Below are 16,014 nucleotides of genomic sequence, written 5' to 3'. Positions count from 1 at the left end.
ATTTATTTGATTTTGATAAATGTATAAGGGCCCGTCCAGTGGTACTCCTTGTTCTTAATTTTTATAGTATGATCTTTGTCCGGATCTTTATTATTGTTGGCCATTACGAGCATTAGTTTTTCTCCGTTAGTCTTGATTTGTATTATTACGGACGTGTATTCTTTTGTATCTGACACAAGTTCTATTTTAGATATTGCACTATTTGAGTTAACCGAAAACTCAGAAACCGGACTATAGTTTCCGTGCGATTCTATTAGCGAAACAAATGTGGTATTCTGTGTATTTTTTCTTCTGATAATAAGGCCTGCATCCCTCCTTAAATTAAATTCAGGATCGTTGGCTCCAATACGAACAAATTGTAGTTCATCTTCTTTTTGGCTGGTAGTGGTCAATGTATAGAACTTTCCATTTTCAAGCCAACTTAGTTTGCTGTTGTCTGCATTGGGATGGCCCAAACCTTCCGACCATATATGTTGATAGCCATTTTCACTTCCTAAAGGTTCTACTATCTTAGGGAAACTAAGGTTAAAATTGGTCTGTATGACTTGTCCCATGAAATAGAAGGGAAGGTCATATTGATTTTTTGTTTGCGACGCAACTTTTAAAATGTCCAGAACAAAAGGCCTTTCAAAATCATCAATTTTAATAAGTGCCATGGTTCTTTGCATTTCCGTTCCGGGATAGGCGTTACTTTCTTTGGCACTAACGATTTTTAGATTGGTGTCCGAAGCATCAAAAAAGTAAAGTTCTGAGTGGTGCTTACTGCCAATTTCATATGTTCCATTAAAGTGCGAGGTCTGGTTTTGCACCAAGGTATTGTGGGCAATGGTTTGTTTGGCCCAAGTTTTATTTTCTTTTAAATAATTGCCGCCTCCTTTTTGTTCTATATTTACAAAACGCGCCAAACCGTAATCCTGAACTATTTCTGTTCCTTTTTCATAGAGCGAAAAGGATAGTTTGTCATAGTGGCCATGACTTAAACCTTGTGCGGCATATTTATAGACTAGCGCCATGTCTTCATTACCATATCTAAGGATAGCTACACCTCCTTCGTTTCCATTGGCACCATCTGTAAGATTGATGGACTTTTTTTGAAATTTTGTGGATTCACCATTTCTAATGCCCAGTGCCACGGCTAGCCCGGAATCATCCAATAAAACTTGGCCTTGTTCATTGGCAATACTCAGTAGTTGTGGGTTGTGCCCTCCGTATAGGTAGGCTATATCTACAGCGGTAACCACTTCACGTGATTTATAGGACATTCCTTTTTGCGCATCGTTCAACGGAAAAAACTCTCCATCCGCATCAGAAAGGTTGAGAAGCACATTTACTGATTTTAGAAGTACGCTGTCCTTATGTTCAAAAATCTTTACTTCGGGCCTTACGTTGTGCAGTGCTTGAGCAAAAATTAAAAATGGGTACATGGCATATCTTTGGTAATAGGGGCCTTCAGTATAATAACCGTCCGGAGAAAAAGGTTCGTTTACATTGGCAAGAAAACCTACCTCTTGGCCTTCCTTTTTTATGAATCCTCCGTCATTATCTTTTGCATCTATAGGTAATCCGTCATCTTCAATACCATATAGGGCACGGTGTACCAATTCATCATCACCCATTACTAAACCGATCATGCCTACGGCGGCGTTTCCCCAGGTACTGTGATTATGAACACGGTTGTAGAATTGGGGATTATCTATGGATATAAAATTAGCGAAGGGTCTAAAAAGGTTTTTCTCCAACTGCTTGCGCTCTTTTTTAGTAAGGTAATTGTAAACGCAATCGTATGCTTGGCTAACATACACTAACCAGTTAGAGTCGTTCAGGCATTGCCAGAATAGTTTGCCACGGGCATAGGAACGTGTTTGCGGATGTACGGGCAAATCTTTATACATGGCCTCGTACTGAAACAACATTGCTTTTACGTATTCAGCGTACTTTTCATCGTCTAAAATTTGGTAAAGGACACCAGCTTTTTGGAGGGTTAAAAAATTGCGTTTGTGACGTTCGTGCGTGTACCCACCGGAATAATCTTTTGGAATTGGCGTATCTATACCCAAGGCGATTTCCGCATCTACTTCAGCTTTTACGTGTTCTAAAGAAGCATCAAAAAGAGGCACATTACCCAATTCTTTCTTTATTTTCTGAACTCCGTCTTTAGTTAATATAAGACTAGGGTGCTCTTGGGTGAATCCATTAAAGGATACAAACCATAATAAGGTTAGAATTTGTAAAGTAATTTTAAATTGGCTCTTTATCATGTTTGTGTATTGGACCAAAATCAGATAATTAAATTGGTTAACCAGTTTGGTTTACCAAAAATAGAAATATTTTTTTGTTGACCAAATTATTGGGGTATTATATCTTGAATTTTAACGGTTTACTGTTTTAAACGGCTTTTCAACCGTATTTACGAGCTAGATATTTTAGGATGGTATCTACAATTTCCTGTTCCGAAAAAGAAATATCTACGGTCAAAGCCCGCTTTGGAATCTCTAAAAGTTGAAAGTCGGACTCTAGTGAAGATTCAGTTTGTCGTTGAGTACCACTTGTTTCTAGACGTTGGTTTATAGCTTCGTAGGTACCGCTCATAAAAATCCAATCAATTTCATGGCCTAGATTCTCAGAAAGTTGTAGTCGTTGCTCTTTCTTTAATATGGAGCAAGAAACTACGCAGCCCTTTTTTGAGAACTCTTCTTCAATAAGGTTTGTAATGGCAGATAACCATTTGGAGTTGGTATTATTATTTTTCTTATCTTCCTGTAATTCAGGGTGAAGAACAACATCGGCATCAAAAAAGGGGATTTCTAGTTTTTGTGCAATTTTCTGACCGGCAATGCTCTTTCCGGTACCGCAAAGGCCTACTAGAATAACAATAAAATTTTCTTTTTTCTTCATCTGTTAAAAAATTGGTTAACCAATTTGGTTTACCAAATATAGTTATATTTGGCTATTAACAAAATGTTAAGTAAAAAAATATACCTTAAATAGCTAATTATGAGTAATTCTGAACGTACGAAGGACCGTAGAAACTTCTTGAAAAAATCTGGTTTTGGACTTTTGGCAATACCTGTTTTGCCGCTGGTAAGTTCGTTTTCATCAGGACCCTATGAATCCGATAATGAGCTTCAGATTTATTTGTTTTCAAAACACTTGCAATTTCTAGGGTATGAAGGAATGTCTGAAGTAGCTTCCAAAATAGGATTTAATGGTTTGGATTTAACCGTGAGGCCCAAGGGACATATTCTTCCGGAAAATGTGGAGCGCGACTTGCCTAAGGCTATTGAGGCCATGAAAAAGTATGGGCTTAGTCCAAAAATGATGACAACCAATGTTCTCGAATTTAAAACGGATGTTGACAAAAAAGTACTGAAAACAGCTAGTAAGTTGGGTATAACACATTATAGGACCGGGTGGCTCAGTTATCCTGATGACCAAAGTATAGAGGATTGTCAACGAACTTACCGGAAACTTTTTAAGGAACTAGAGATGGTAAACGGTAATCTAGATTTGATAGGGTGTTATCAGAATCACGCAGGAAACCATGTTGGGGCTCCTATTTGGGACATGCCTCCTTTATTGCCATCTCCCGAAAGTAGGTATTTGGGTTGCCAGTATGATATACGCCATGCAGTTGTAGAGGGAGGTATGAGTTGGGAATTGGATTTGCGGCGTATTGCTCCGTATATAAGGTCAATAGTTATAAAAGATTTCAAATGGGGAAAGTTCAATGGCCAATGGAAGCCGGTAAATACACCTTTAGGGGAAGGCATGGTAGATTTTAATCGCTACTTTTCTTTATTAAAAAAATATAAGATAAACGTACCTGTATCGCTACACCTAGAATATGATCTTGGAGGTGCTGAACACGGTGCAAAACAAATTACCATGGATAAGGACCAAATATATGCAAAAATGAAAAAGGACCTTATCTTTCTAAAAGAGACATGGGCAAAAGCAGAATAATAAAACCTAAACAACCTGAACATGGCAGAAAAAAGTGAAACCACAACGGACAAACTTAGAAAGGTAAGCACAGCTACTATTGCTACCTGTTTGTTCAAAAAAGGATTAAAGAACCAGTTTATACAGGATGTGAAGCCGGTGAAGAGCGGAAAACCTACTATGGTGGGAAAAGCCTATACACTCCGTTATATTCCTGCTAGGGAAGACTTAAATCCTATTACGGTATTTCAAAATCCTAGACATTTGCAACGTGTTGCCGTAGAAGAATGCCCTAAAGGATATGTTCTGGTCATTGATAGTAGAAAGGATGCCCGAGCGGCATCTGCAGGTTCTATATTGGCTACACGCTTAATGGTACGTGGGGTTGAGGGTATGGTTACGGATGGTGGGTTCAGAGACGCGGGCGAAATTGCCGACCTTAATTTTGCATCTTACCACAACAGACCTACCGCCCCAACCAATTTGACTTTGCACCAAGCTATTGCCGTTAATGAGCCCATTGGTTGTGGTGATGTTGCTGTTTTTCCCGGTGATTTTATCGTAGGAGATGATGATGGCGTTATGGTCATTCCCTCGGAAATTGCAGATATAGTAGCCGATGAATGTTTACAAATGACACAGTTTGAAAGTTATGTAATGAGTGAAGTTCAAAAAGGGAGGTCTATTGTAGGTCTATACCCGCTAACGGATAAAGCATATAGCGCACAATTTAAGCAATGGATGTTTTTGAAGAATAAGTTATGAATGAGGTATAAGGTGGTACGCCTATAGTTATATTGTATCCTTTAACGGATAAAACACATAACAACGGGTACCAGAAATGGTAAAAAAAACAGTAGTTGATCTCGGCAATATTTTAAGTAAAATTTGATGTGCAGATTATCGATAATTGCATAACTGGTACTGCCTTCGGTTCTATATACCCTAGGGTATATTTGTGGCTGAATACCTACTTTTTAAATCACTGTTTTTTAAGTTTTTATCATTTTATTAAATAATATAACCTTGTTAAAAGTCATGCACACAACAAATTGTTAATTATTCACAACAATTTTGGCATTTACAAATATTAGGATGCGGAATTTGCGTTATGTATAACTAAATATGCTCAAGATTGAATAAAATCTAGGGCATGTCTTGAAGTTTTACATAAATTATGCGAAACCTACCAAAAGTGTTCTTTGCTATCTTGCTTCTGGCAAGCTTATCAAGTTTTTCTACGAATATTGAATTTGTAGAGAAAATTCCCGTTCCCGATACCGAAGCTTTTTTTCCTAATGAAGTTTCAGTCGATGCACCTCCAACGTTTTCTAATTGTCCGCCTTCTGATGTTGTAGTAACCTATACAACCGATGAGTGTAGCGCTGTAGTAACATGGACACCCCCCACGGCTTCTGCAGATGCAGTGAGCGTTACCAGCAATTATAGTCCGGGAGATTCTTTTCTGCCGGGAACTACTGCTGTTATTTATAGGGCCGAAGATGCGGGAGGGAATGTTTCTACTTGTTCTTTTAATGTAACGGTAGATGATAACCAAGATCCCGTTTTTGATACTTTCCCTACTGATGTAACTTTAACCGCAGACCCTAACACATGTACTGCCCCACATACTTGGGCAGAACCAACGGCTTCGGATAACTGTCCTCCTGGAGAAGGAGAAGCTCCCGTACTTCAGGATTTTGAAGCGGCTATTAACCAATGTTATACGTTTGTGCGTTCATCCATTACTAATGGCGGCCAAATAAATGGTTCCCGTAATCTAGTTTCCACTGGAATATCTAGTAATGCCTTTTTTGCAAGTTCAATGACAACGCCGGTTTTTTACTTCAATGGCTTTGGAGAAATTACTTTTTCTCATAGTATATCTGCAGTCACGAACTCTCCTTCTATTCATTTGGATATATTGGATGAGGATGGAAATACGGTTACTACTGATTTTTTTAGTAAGACTTACACGACAACAGGGGTTCAACAAGAAATTATTCCTTTTAACTTAATCGGGAATTATCAAATAAGGATTAGATATTCATCTTCCTCATTGTTCAACTCTGGTATGGAAGCTTATTTAGATGATTTGTTGATTCCTGGAACCGTTGTTACGAATATTAATGATACGAGTTGTGAATTAGCAGATTATGTAATTTTCAGAACGGATGGAACCGGACTTAATAGCGGTGATCAATTTGATATTGGTACTACTACTATTAGATATACTGTAAGAGATGCTTCTGGTAATTTTTCAGAAAGGTCTTTTAATATCACAGTAGAGAATGATGTAGACCCACCATCAGGTTCAACGGAATACATATATTGCGAAGGAGATACCCCTCCTGAGATGTCCGTAACTGTAGATGTTGCGGGTGGTGAAACAGCTAATTGGTATGACGGGAACGGAAATTTGGTAGCGAGTGGTGTTACGACCTACACAGCACCAGCTTCTGCTGATTTTTTTAGAAACTATACGGTGTATTCCCAAAATTCTAATGGGTGTACCAGTGAAAATTTCTTATCAATAGATCTTTACCAAATACCAAGACCCGCTCCACCAGCAGCGGATAGCCCTATAGAATATTGTGTAGGGGAAACCGCAACACCATTGGTGGCAACGGCGCTTTCAAATCATACCTTACAATGGTACACGGTAGCAACAGGGGGAACAGCTAGTGCAACAGCGCCAACACCAAGTACTGCCGTTGCAGGAACTACTTCTTATTATGTAAGTCAAATAGATGATTCTACCACATGTGAAAGTGAACGAACGCAAATAGATGTAATAGTTTATGCCATACCAATGGCACCCACGGTGAATTCACCAGTTGATTATTGTATCGGTGATGCTTCCGCACAATTAGACTCGCATGCAACCGGAACGAATTTAAGATGGTACGATGCGGCAACGGGTGGTAACGAAATTCCAGGAACGACTACTCCTGATACGTCAACAGCGGGACAACAATCTTTTTGGGTAACACAATCAAGTGTAAACGGAAGTGCTACTTGTGAAGGAGGAAGAACAAGATTAAATGTCAATGTGTATGATGCACCTACCATAACCACGCAGCCTACAAATGAAGCTGTTTGTGAAGGCGGTACAGTTACTTTTAACGTAGCGGCTTCTGGGTCAGGTGTTATTCAATGGCAGCTTTTTGATGGCACTAATTGGAATGATTTAAACAATACAGCACCACATAGTGGAGTAACTACAAACACACTTACCGTAACGAATGTAACCCTCACCATGAGCGGTAATAGATATCGTGCAATAGCCACAAGTCCAGCTGCAAGCTGTTCGGATGCTACCTCAGACGAGGCGGTTTTAACGGTAAATACAGCTCCGCCAGTTCCGACAAGTGGAGGCGACCAAACGGAATGTGAAGAAGACCCGATACAAACTTTGACCGCTACGGCAATACCTCCATCAGGGGCAAGCATCATATGGTACGATGCGGCTACTGGCGGAAATGTTGTGGCAAGCCCGACTTTAAATACAGTTGGAACGATAACCTATTATGCGGAAAGTAATGATACCGTAAACGGATGCCCAAGTGTGGGTAGAACTGCAGTAACCTTAACTATTCAACCTGCACCCGTAGCACCAACAAGTGGTGGTGACCAAACAGAATGTGAAGAAAACCCTATTCAAACGTTAACGGCTACCGCAACTGCACCGGCTGGTTCAACTTTAGTATGGTATGATGCGGCTTCCGGTGGTAACGTAGTCGCCAATCCGGATTGGAGTTCTGTCGGAACTGAAATTTTTTATGCTGAAAGTCAAGATAATAGTACAGGTTGTCCTAGTTTAACACGAACAGCTGTTTCTCTTACTATTCAACCTGCGCCAGCTCCACCAACAAGTGGAGGTGACCAAACGGAATGTGAGCAAAATCCTATTCAAACTTTAACCGCAACGGCAACGGTACCTTCAGGTTTTACATTGACTTGGTATGATGCTCCTACTGCGGGTAATGTTGTGGCTAGTCCAGAATGGAGTTCGGTCGGTTCGGTTACCTATTACGCCGAAAGTCAAAACAATACTACAAATTGTATTTCACTTTCAAGAACAGCGGTAACGTTGACAATTGATGCTATTCCGGCTGCTCCAGCAAGTGGTGGTGACCAGGTAGAATGTGAAGTGAATCCTACGCAAACCATGACAGCTACAGCAACTGCACCTGCAGGTGCCACGGTCATGTGGTATACAGCCGCTACAGGTGGTAGTGCGGTAAGCCCAACTTTAAATGCTGTCGGAACTGTAACTTATTACGCGGAAAGTAGAACTACAAGTAGTGGTTGTGTGAGCGAAACAAGAACAGCGGTAACCTTAACAATGCATCCCAATCCAACCATTTCGGTTACGCCTAGTTCGCAAACCTGTTCTGCAGACCTATCTACGTATTCGGTTTCTGTAGATGTGGATAGAGGTACGGTAACTTCAAGTGAAGGAACGGTAACCGATAACGGAGGAAATAACTGGACGATTTCAGCTATACCTTCCGGAAATAATATAACAGTGACCGTAACGGATGCAAATTCGTGTACGGATGTTATCAACATCAATGCACCTAATTGTGCTTGCCCAACAGTAAACGCTCCAACAAGTGGAGGTGACCAAACGGAATGTGAGCAAAATCCAATTCAGACATTAACGGCTACGGCAACAGCTCCTACAGGTGCAAGTGTAGTGTGGTATGATGCTGCTTCTAACGGAAACGTAGTAGCAAGCCCCACATGGAGTACGGTTGGTTCAACTACCTATTATGCTGAAAGTGTTGATGATGTAAATGGATGTACAAGTACAACAAGAACGGCTATAAACCTAACGATTCAAGCGGCTCCTGCGGCACCAACAAGTGGAGGTGATCAAACGGAATGTGAGGTAACACCAACCCAAACACTTACTGCAACTGCTTCAAGTGCACCAGGAACTTCCATTACTTGGTACGATGCTGCAACTGGTGGAAACATAGTTGCAAGCCCAACTTTAAATGCTGTGGGTACGGTAACATATTATGCGGAAAGTGAAAATATTAGCACCAGTTGTGTTAGCCATGCGCGAACAGCGGTCAGCTTAACAATTGAACCGAATCCAGTTGCACCAACAAGTGGAGGCAACCAAACGGAATGTGAAGCAACACCTATTCAAACTTTAACGGCAACAGCCACGGCACCAGCTGGGTCTAGTGTAGTTTGGTATACTGCTGCTACGGGTGGAACTGTAGTTGCTAGTCCAACTCTAAATTCCGTAGGAACGGTAACGTATTATGCGGAGAGTGAAAATAATACAACATCTTGTGTGAGTGACAACAGAACAGCTGTGGTACTTACTATTCAAGATACGCCTACCATTACAGAAAGCACTGGAGGTGCTACTTGTTCCGCAGACCTTTCAACTTATTCGGTATCGGTAGATGTGAGTAACGGAACTGTAACATCCACAGAAGGAACGGTAACGAATAACGGAGGTAACAACTGGACCATTTCGAATATCCCTGCGGGTAACAATATCACGGTAACCACAACAGCGGCAAATTCTTGTTCAGAATCTATAACCTTAACAGCACCAAATTGTAGCTGTCCGGTAGTAGCTGCCCCAACAAGTGGAGGAGACCAAACGGAATGTGAGCAAAATCCGATTCAAACATTAACGGCTACCGCAACACCACCTGCTAATGCAACTGTAGTTTGGTACGATGCGCCAACGGGTGGAAACGTGGTAGGAAGCCCAACAAGAAATACAGTAGGTACAATAACCTATTATGCGGAAAGCGTACAAAACGTAACCAATTGTGTGAGTGCTACACGTACCGCTGTGGTTTTGACAATAAATGAAACACCAAATGCACCAACAAGTGGGGGTGACCAAACGGAATGTGAGGCTACACCTATTCAAACTTTGACCGCTACGGCATCTGCACCTGCAGGTTCAAGTGTGGTTTGGTATGACGCTGCAACTGGTGGAAATGTAGTTGCTAGTCCAACTTTAAATGCGGTTGGTACGGTAACCTATTTTGCGGAAAGTAGCAACAACTCAAGTTCTTGTGCAAGTTTCACCAGAACACCAGTGAGTTTGACCATTCAAGATACACCGGATATTTCAGTTTCAACTGCGGCAACCTGTGCTGCCGATTTATTGACCTATTCTGTTTCTGTTGATGTGAGCGAGGGCACAGTGACTTCTACCGCAGGTACGGTAGTAGATAACGGAGGGAATAACTGGACCATTTCGGGTATCACTTCCGGAACTGATATTACGTTGACGGTTACGGCACCAAATGCATGTACACGAACTTTAGATATTACGGCTCCGGACTGTAGCTGTCCAGTGGTGGCAGCTCCAACAAGTGGAGGTGACCAAACGGAATGTGAGCAAAATCCTATTCAAACGTTGACTGCTACCGCAACACCACCTGCAGATGCTACTGTAGTTTGGTATGATGCGCCAACTGGTGGCAGTGTAATAGCGGACCCTTCTTTAAATACAACAGGGTCGGTAACGTATTATGCGGAGAGTCGTGATAATGTGACCAACTGTGTGAGTAGCACCAGAACGGCAATTGTTTTAACTATTGATGCGGCACCAACTGCACCAACAAGCGGAGGTGACCAAACGGAATGTGAGCAAAACCCGATTCAAACTTTGACCGCTACGGCAACTGTGCCATCAGGTTCAACGGTAGTTTGGTATGATGCCCCTTCAGGTGGAAATATCGTTGCTAGCCCAACCCGTAATACTGTAGGAACTTCAACGTACTATGCACAAAGCGAAAATAGTACGACTTCATGTACGAGTTTAACGAGAACTGCGGTTTCCCTAACTATTGAGGCTGTACCAAGTGCACCCGTTAGCGGAGGAGACCAAACGGAATGTGAGGCAAACCCAATTCAAACATTGACAGCTACGGCAACTGCATCTGCAGGGTCAAGCGTGGTTTGGTATGATGCGGCTACTGGCGGAAACGTTGTGGCCAGCCCAACATTAAATACGGTTGGTTCTATTACGTACTTTGCGGAGAGTGAAAACAATTCAACTTCTTGTACTAGTTTTACCAGAACTCCGGTAAACTTAACGATTCAAGATACACCAGATATTTCTATTGCAACGGCGGCGGCTTGTGCGCCGGACTTATTGACTTATTCGGTTTCTGTAGATGTAAGCGAAGGAACGGTAACTTCTACAGAGGGTACAGTAGTAGATAATGGTGGAAATAACTGGACGATTTCAGGAGTTACTGCCGGAAACAATATTACGTTAACGGTTACGGCACCAAATGCCTGTACAAAGACTTTGGCTATTACGGCTCCGGATTGTAGTTGTCCAGTTGTAGATGCGCCAACAAGTGGAGGTGACCAAACGGAATGTGAGCAAAATCCGATTCAAACGTTGACTGCTACGGCTACGCCACCTGCAGATGCAACCATAGTTTGGTATGATGCGCCAACAGGCGGTAGTGTGGTTGCCGACCCATCTTTATCTACTGTGGGAACAGCTATTTTCTATGCGGAAAGTGTAGAGAATGTGACGAACTGTATCAGTAGCACCAGAACAGCTGTTACACTTACGATGGAAGCAACTCCGGCCGACCCGATTAGCGGTGGTGATCAGGTAGAATGTGATGCCAACCCAACTCAAACGTTGACCGCTACGGCAACGGCGCCTGCGGGAGCAAGTATAGTTTGGTATGATGCCGCAACTGGTGGTACTGTTGTAGCCAATCCAATTCTTGATGCAGTGGGTAATGTAACCTATTATGCGGAAAGCAGTGACGATACTTCGGCGTGTACAAGTTTCAATAGAACAGCGGTTTCCTTAACGATTCATCCATTGCCAAATGTAGTGGCAAATGCGACTACTACGACTATAAACGCAGGGGAACCAGTTACTTTAACGGGCTCCGGAGCGACTTCCTATGTGTGGGATAATGGTGTAACCGATGGTGATACGGTCTATCCGCTAGTGACGACCACCTATACCGTAATCGGTACCGATGGAAATACTTGTGAAAATACCGATAGCCTTACGATTACCGTGAATGCAACTTCTGATATTCGAATTGAAAAAATTGTAGATGATGCGGCACCTAATGTGGGCGATACGGTAACATTTACGTTGACGGCTTATAATGACGGGCCTAGTGATGATATTGGCGGAACAGTTATAAATGATGTACTTCCTACGGGATATACCATCACAGGTGATACTAGTGGCGCTGGTAATGGAACCTATGATGCGGTTTCGGGAGATTGGACGTTGTCTGCATTGACCAATGGAAATTCAGTTGCAATCGATATTTCTGCAACGGTAAATGCTCCAACAGCTACACCTAACGAATTTTTGAATATTGCGCAGGTGATTTCGGCTACGAATTACGATTCCGATTCCGCTCCGAATAACGATGATGGCGACCAAAGTGAAGATGACGAAGCTTCTGCTGAGGTAATTCCACAAGTGGCGGATCTAGAAGTAACGAATACCATTTCTCAGCCTAGCGGAAATCCTGATGACATAGTGGTGTTGACGGTAACCGTTCAAAATAACGGTCCGGATGATGCTACAAACGTATCCCTAGAAAATATCGTTCCTGACGGGTTTACAGTAACTACGGTAAACGATGCGGGTACACAAAGCGGAAATACCATCACTTGGTCAGGGTTGACCATTCCGAATGGTACGACGACTACATTGACTTATGATGCGACCGTAAATGATCCTACGAACGTAGCAGATGAATATTTAAACACGGTTCAGGTAACCACCGTTGATCAGTATGATCCAGATTCTGTGCCTAATAATGAGGATGGTGATCAGAGTGAAGATGATGAGGATGCCGTTTCTATGCGACTGCAGTCTTCGGATTTGGAAATCGTAAATACGGTGAACCCGGATTCGGGTAACCCGGGTGATACATTAACATTCTCCATTGAGATTATCAACAGCAGTACGGATGATGCCACGGGTATTGCACTTGAAAATTATGTGCCTACCGGATTTACGGTAACGACTATTAACGATGGCGGAACCCAAACCGGAAATACTATCAGCTGGAACGGACTTACGGTACCTGGCGGTACGAGCCAAACAATAACTTTTGAGGTAACTATCAACGTGCCTACAAATACTGATGGTGAGTATTTCAACACGGTTCAAGTTACGACGGTTGACCAATTGGACCCGGATTCTAGTCCGAATAATGACGATGGCGATCAAAGCGAAGATGACGAGGACAATGCTGAAATTGTATTGATTCCAGCGGACTTAAGTCTATCTAAGAATTTGAGCGCGGCATCCAATCCAACACCAAATGCAGGTGATACGGTAACTTTTGAAGTGACGGTTACCAATGACGGTCCGGGTATCGCAACCAACGTATCGGTAGAAGATGTGCTGCCAATCGGTTATACCTTGGGTACGGTAAATAATGGTGGCGTTGTTTCCGGAAATACCATCACTTGGTCTATGGCCACAGTAGGTGTCGGAAGCCAAACAGTGAGTTATGAAGTAACCTTGAATGCACCAACAAATGCAATTGGTGAATACGACAATATTGCACAGATTACGGCAATGGACCAGTTTGATCCTGATTCTAGTCCGAATAATGATGATGGAAATCAAAGTGAAGACGATGAGGTTTTACACATCATAAATGCACCAAGTGTGGATTTGGAAATCAGTAAAATGGTAGACAAGTCGCAGACGTTCCATGGTGATACGGTAGTGTTTAGAGTTATTGTAGGCAATAATGACGCATACGAGGCTACGAACATTGGTATTGAAGATGTCTTGCCTTCTGGATATGTTTTAGTGAGCCATACGGCGGATTACGGTGCGTATAATGAAACCACGTCCACTTGGGAAATTCCTTCCTTGCCTGTGGATACCGAAGCGAATTTAGAAATGACGGTAACGGTTACGGATGTTGATGATTATACCAATGTTGCCGAATTGATTTACGTAGATCAAATCGATTTAAACATGGATAACGATAGGGCAGAGGCTACGCCGGATGTGACTCAATCCAGCTGTTTAACGGTGTACAATGAATTTTCGCCTAACGGTGATGGTGCCAACGATATTTTCTTTATCGAATGCATAGAAGAATATCCGGATAATGTGCTAACGGTCTATAACCGATGGGGAACCATGGTCTTCACCACAATAGGTTACGACAATACCTGGGATGGAAGGTCATTGGACAGAGCAAAATTAGGAGATTCGGATCAGCTTCCTGTAGGAACGTATTATTACACCTTAGAACTGGGTGACGGCACAACATCACCAAAATCAGGTTGGTTATATATCAGTAGATAAAAAGACAAAATGAAAGTAAATCATTTATTTAAAATATGCATTTGCCTGTGGTTCGTTACGGGTTGCGTTTGGGGTCAGCAAGATCCGCAGTATACGCAATACCAATACAATCCGCTGAGTGTAAATGCGGGCTATGCAGGTTCAAGGGGGCATTTGACCTTGTTGACTTTGTACAGAACTCAATGGGCAGGTATTGAAGGTGCGCCTAAAACCATAACCTTTGGTATGGATACCCCTGTGGGAAAGTTTGACGGATTAGGCCTTTCTTTGATTCAAGATGAGTTGGGGCCGGCTACGGAAACGTATGTAGATGGTAACTATGCCCACCAATTGGTAATCAACCAAAGGGGTGACCGACTCGGATTAGGACTGAAAGCGGGAGTTCGGGTATTTAATTTAGACTTTTCCCGTGGTATACGAAGAGATGCAGATGATGTTCAATTTAATGAAAATATAAAAGGTAAATTGTTTCCGTCTATTGGTGTCGGTGCATTCTATTATAGCGAAAAGGCCTATTTTGGTTTTTCGGTACCGAATCTATTTCCTTCGGAGCATTATGATAATGAAATTGAGCAGACCAGTGATGAAGAGGTTCATTTTAACTTCATTGGAGGCTATGTGATGGATTTGAACGATCAAATAAAATTCAAACCTTCCTTCTTTATAAAGCAGGTAATAGGAGCGCCAGTTTCGGTAGATGTATCTGCGAATTTTATGTTCAACGAAAAATTTACTTTAGGGGTCAACTATAGATGGGACGACTCTCTGGCCGGTGTTTTCGGTTTACAGATTTCTCCACAGTTCAACATTGGTTACGCGTACGATTACACCACTAGTGGTCTGGGGAATTACAATACGGGTACACACGAGATATTCCTGCGTTACCAATGGATTTCTCGATTGAACCGATTAAAGTCACCTCGTTTCTTCTAAGGCTATATGTAGATGTTAGCTACCTTGTTTTGTGGTTCTAACTTTTAAAAACAATAAAGTCGATACAAAGCACATAATTTTAGATGATGTAAATAGGGTATAAACCTTAACCCGTTAGACGCTCCGTTTATCGATTTTCTGTCTGTTAATCGCCATTTAAACGGAATTTTGCAGAAAATTATGTGGTATGAAAGGTCTGTATAATAAACTTATACGTCAGGTAGAGAATGAGGATGTTTTAGCAGGAATAGTTTGTTTGGTCATTTCTTTGACCGTCTTTTTCATTACTCGGGTATTGAATCACGAGATACCATTTTAACTGTCTTTTCATAACCTTATTGAGCATCTGAAGTTTTAGCGACCGTATCAGATGTTTTTTTTGCATGCCTTACAAAATCTATCGGTTCAAGCTCAAACAAGTGGAAAGATTTTTTCAACGGTGAATTGTCATCTTTTCAGCTTCTTCATTCTTTCTAGCTCTGAGACACTTTAATGCGCCATATTTCTTCTATTTACGAAAATTACCCTTGTACATCACATTTTAGGTAAACCTTTTGGGCGCAGGACCTTGTTTGTCTCTTCTTTTATTACCAAACTTTTATTCGCACTGATTTTTCTAATGTTGCTCTGTTGGTTTTTGGGGGAGGAGGTGATACCTATGTTAATATTCTGTATTTAGCTAGGACCACAATTTATAAAAGAAATATGAAGGCCTCGTCTTGAACTACTTTATCCATAGAAAAATTTCAACCGCCTTAAGCTTCAAAAAAAACAGCCATTTAGTGTTTGTAAGATATTTCATCGTAATACGT

The 16,014-nt window shown here is 41.7% G+C and carries 6 protein-coding genes; 4 read left to right on the top strand and 2 right to left on the bottom strand.

Translation table 11 applies throughout. The features are described 5' to 3' along the window. Positions 1-2: 2 nt before the first annotated feature. Positions 3-2,258 (bottom strand): alginate lyase family protein, encoded by a 2,256-nt coding sequence (locus H9565_RS05960; protein ID WP_215438312.1) that lies wholly within the window; start codon positions 2,256-2,258, stop codon positions 3-5. A 139-nt stretch (positions 2,259-2,397) separates the two neighbouring features. Next, positions 2,398-2,895 carry a shikimate kinase gene (locus H9565_RS05955; protein ID WP_215438311.1) on the bottom strand — a complete coding sequence of 166 codons (498 nt, stop codon included), beginning with the start codon at positions 2,893-2,895 and terminating at the stop codon, positions 2,398-2,400. Between the two features lie 99 nt (positions 2,896-2,994). On the opposite strand from H9565_RS05955, the gene H9565_RS05950 reads away from it, so the two are divergent. From H9565_RS05950 to H9565_RS05935, 4 genes are all read left to right on the top strand, one after another. Further along, on the top strand, positions 2,995-3,963 hold the full coding sequence (locus H9565_RS05950; protein WP_215438310.1) for a sugar phosphate isomerase/epimerase family protein: 969 nt from the start codon (positions 2,995-2,997) through the stop codon (positions 3,961-3,963). A 21-nt stretch (positions 3,964-3,984) separates the two neighbouring features. Continuing rightward, positions 3,985-4,707, top strand: coding sequence for a ribonuclease activity regulator RraA (locus H9565_RS05945; protein WP_215438309.1), 723 nt, complete (start codon positions 3,985-3,987; stop codon positions 4,705-4,707). A 412-nt stretch (positions 4,708-5,119) separates the two neighbouring features. Next, entirely contained in the window at positions 5,120-14,269 is a 9,150-nt protein-coding gene (locus H9565_RS05940; RefSeq protein WP_215438308.1) for an Ig-like domain-containing protein, read from the top strand. Positions 14,270-14,278: 9 nt separating this feature from the next. Next, positions 14,279-15,202, top strand: a complete 924-nt coding sequence (locus H9565_RS05935; protein WP_215438307.1) for a PorP/SprF family type IX secretion system membrane protein — start codon at positions 14,279-14,281, stop codon at positions 15,200-15,202. Positions 15,203-16,014: the final 812 nt, after the last annotated feature.

The organism is Zobellia russellii (assembly GCF_018728565.1).
Taxonomy (GTDB): Bacteria; Bacteroidota; Bacteroidia; order Flavobacteriales; family Flavobacteriaceae; genus Zobellia; species Zobellia russellii.
The sequence above is the reverse complement of the archived record's forward strand: the minus strand, read 5'-3'. Positions and strand labels throughout refer to the sequence as shown.

Coding starts and splice junctions, on each gene's coding strand:
- H9565_RS05955 (WP_215438311.1), bottom strand. CDS start 2,895: ATGAAGAAAAAAGAAAATTTTATTGTTATTCTAGTAGGCCTTTGCGGT.
- H9565_RS05935 (WP_215438307.1), top strand. CDS start 14,279: ATGAAAGTAAATCATTTATTTAAAATATGCATTTGCCTGTGGTTCGTT.
- H9565_RS05940 (WP_215438308.1), top strand. CDS start 5,120: ATGCGAAACCTACCAAAAGTGTTCTTTGCTATCTTGCTTCTGGCAAGC.
- H9565_RS05950 (WP_215438310.1), top strand. CDS start 2,995: ATGAGTAATTCTGAACGTACGAAGGACCGTAGAAACTTCTTGAAAAAA.
- H9565_RS05945 (WP_215438309.1), top strand. CDS start 3,985: ATGGCAGAAAAAAGTGAAACCACAACGGACAAACTTAGAAAGGTAAGC.
- H9565_RS05960 (WP_215438312.1), bottom strand. CDS start 2,258: ATGATAAAGAGCCAATTTAAAATTACTTTACAAATTCTAACCTTATTA.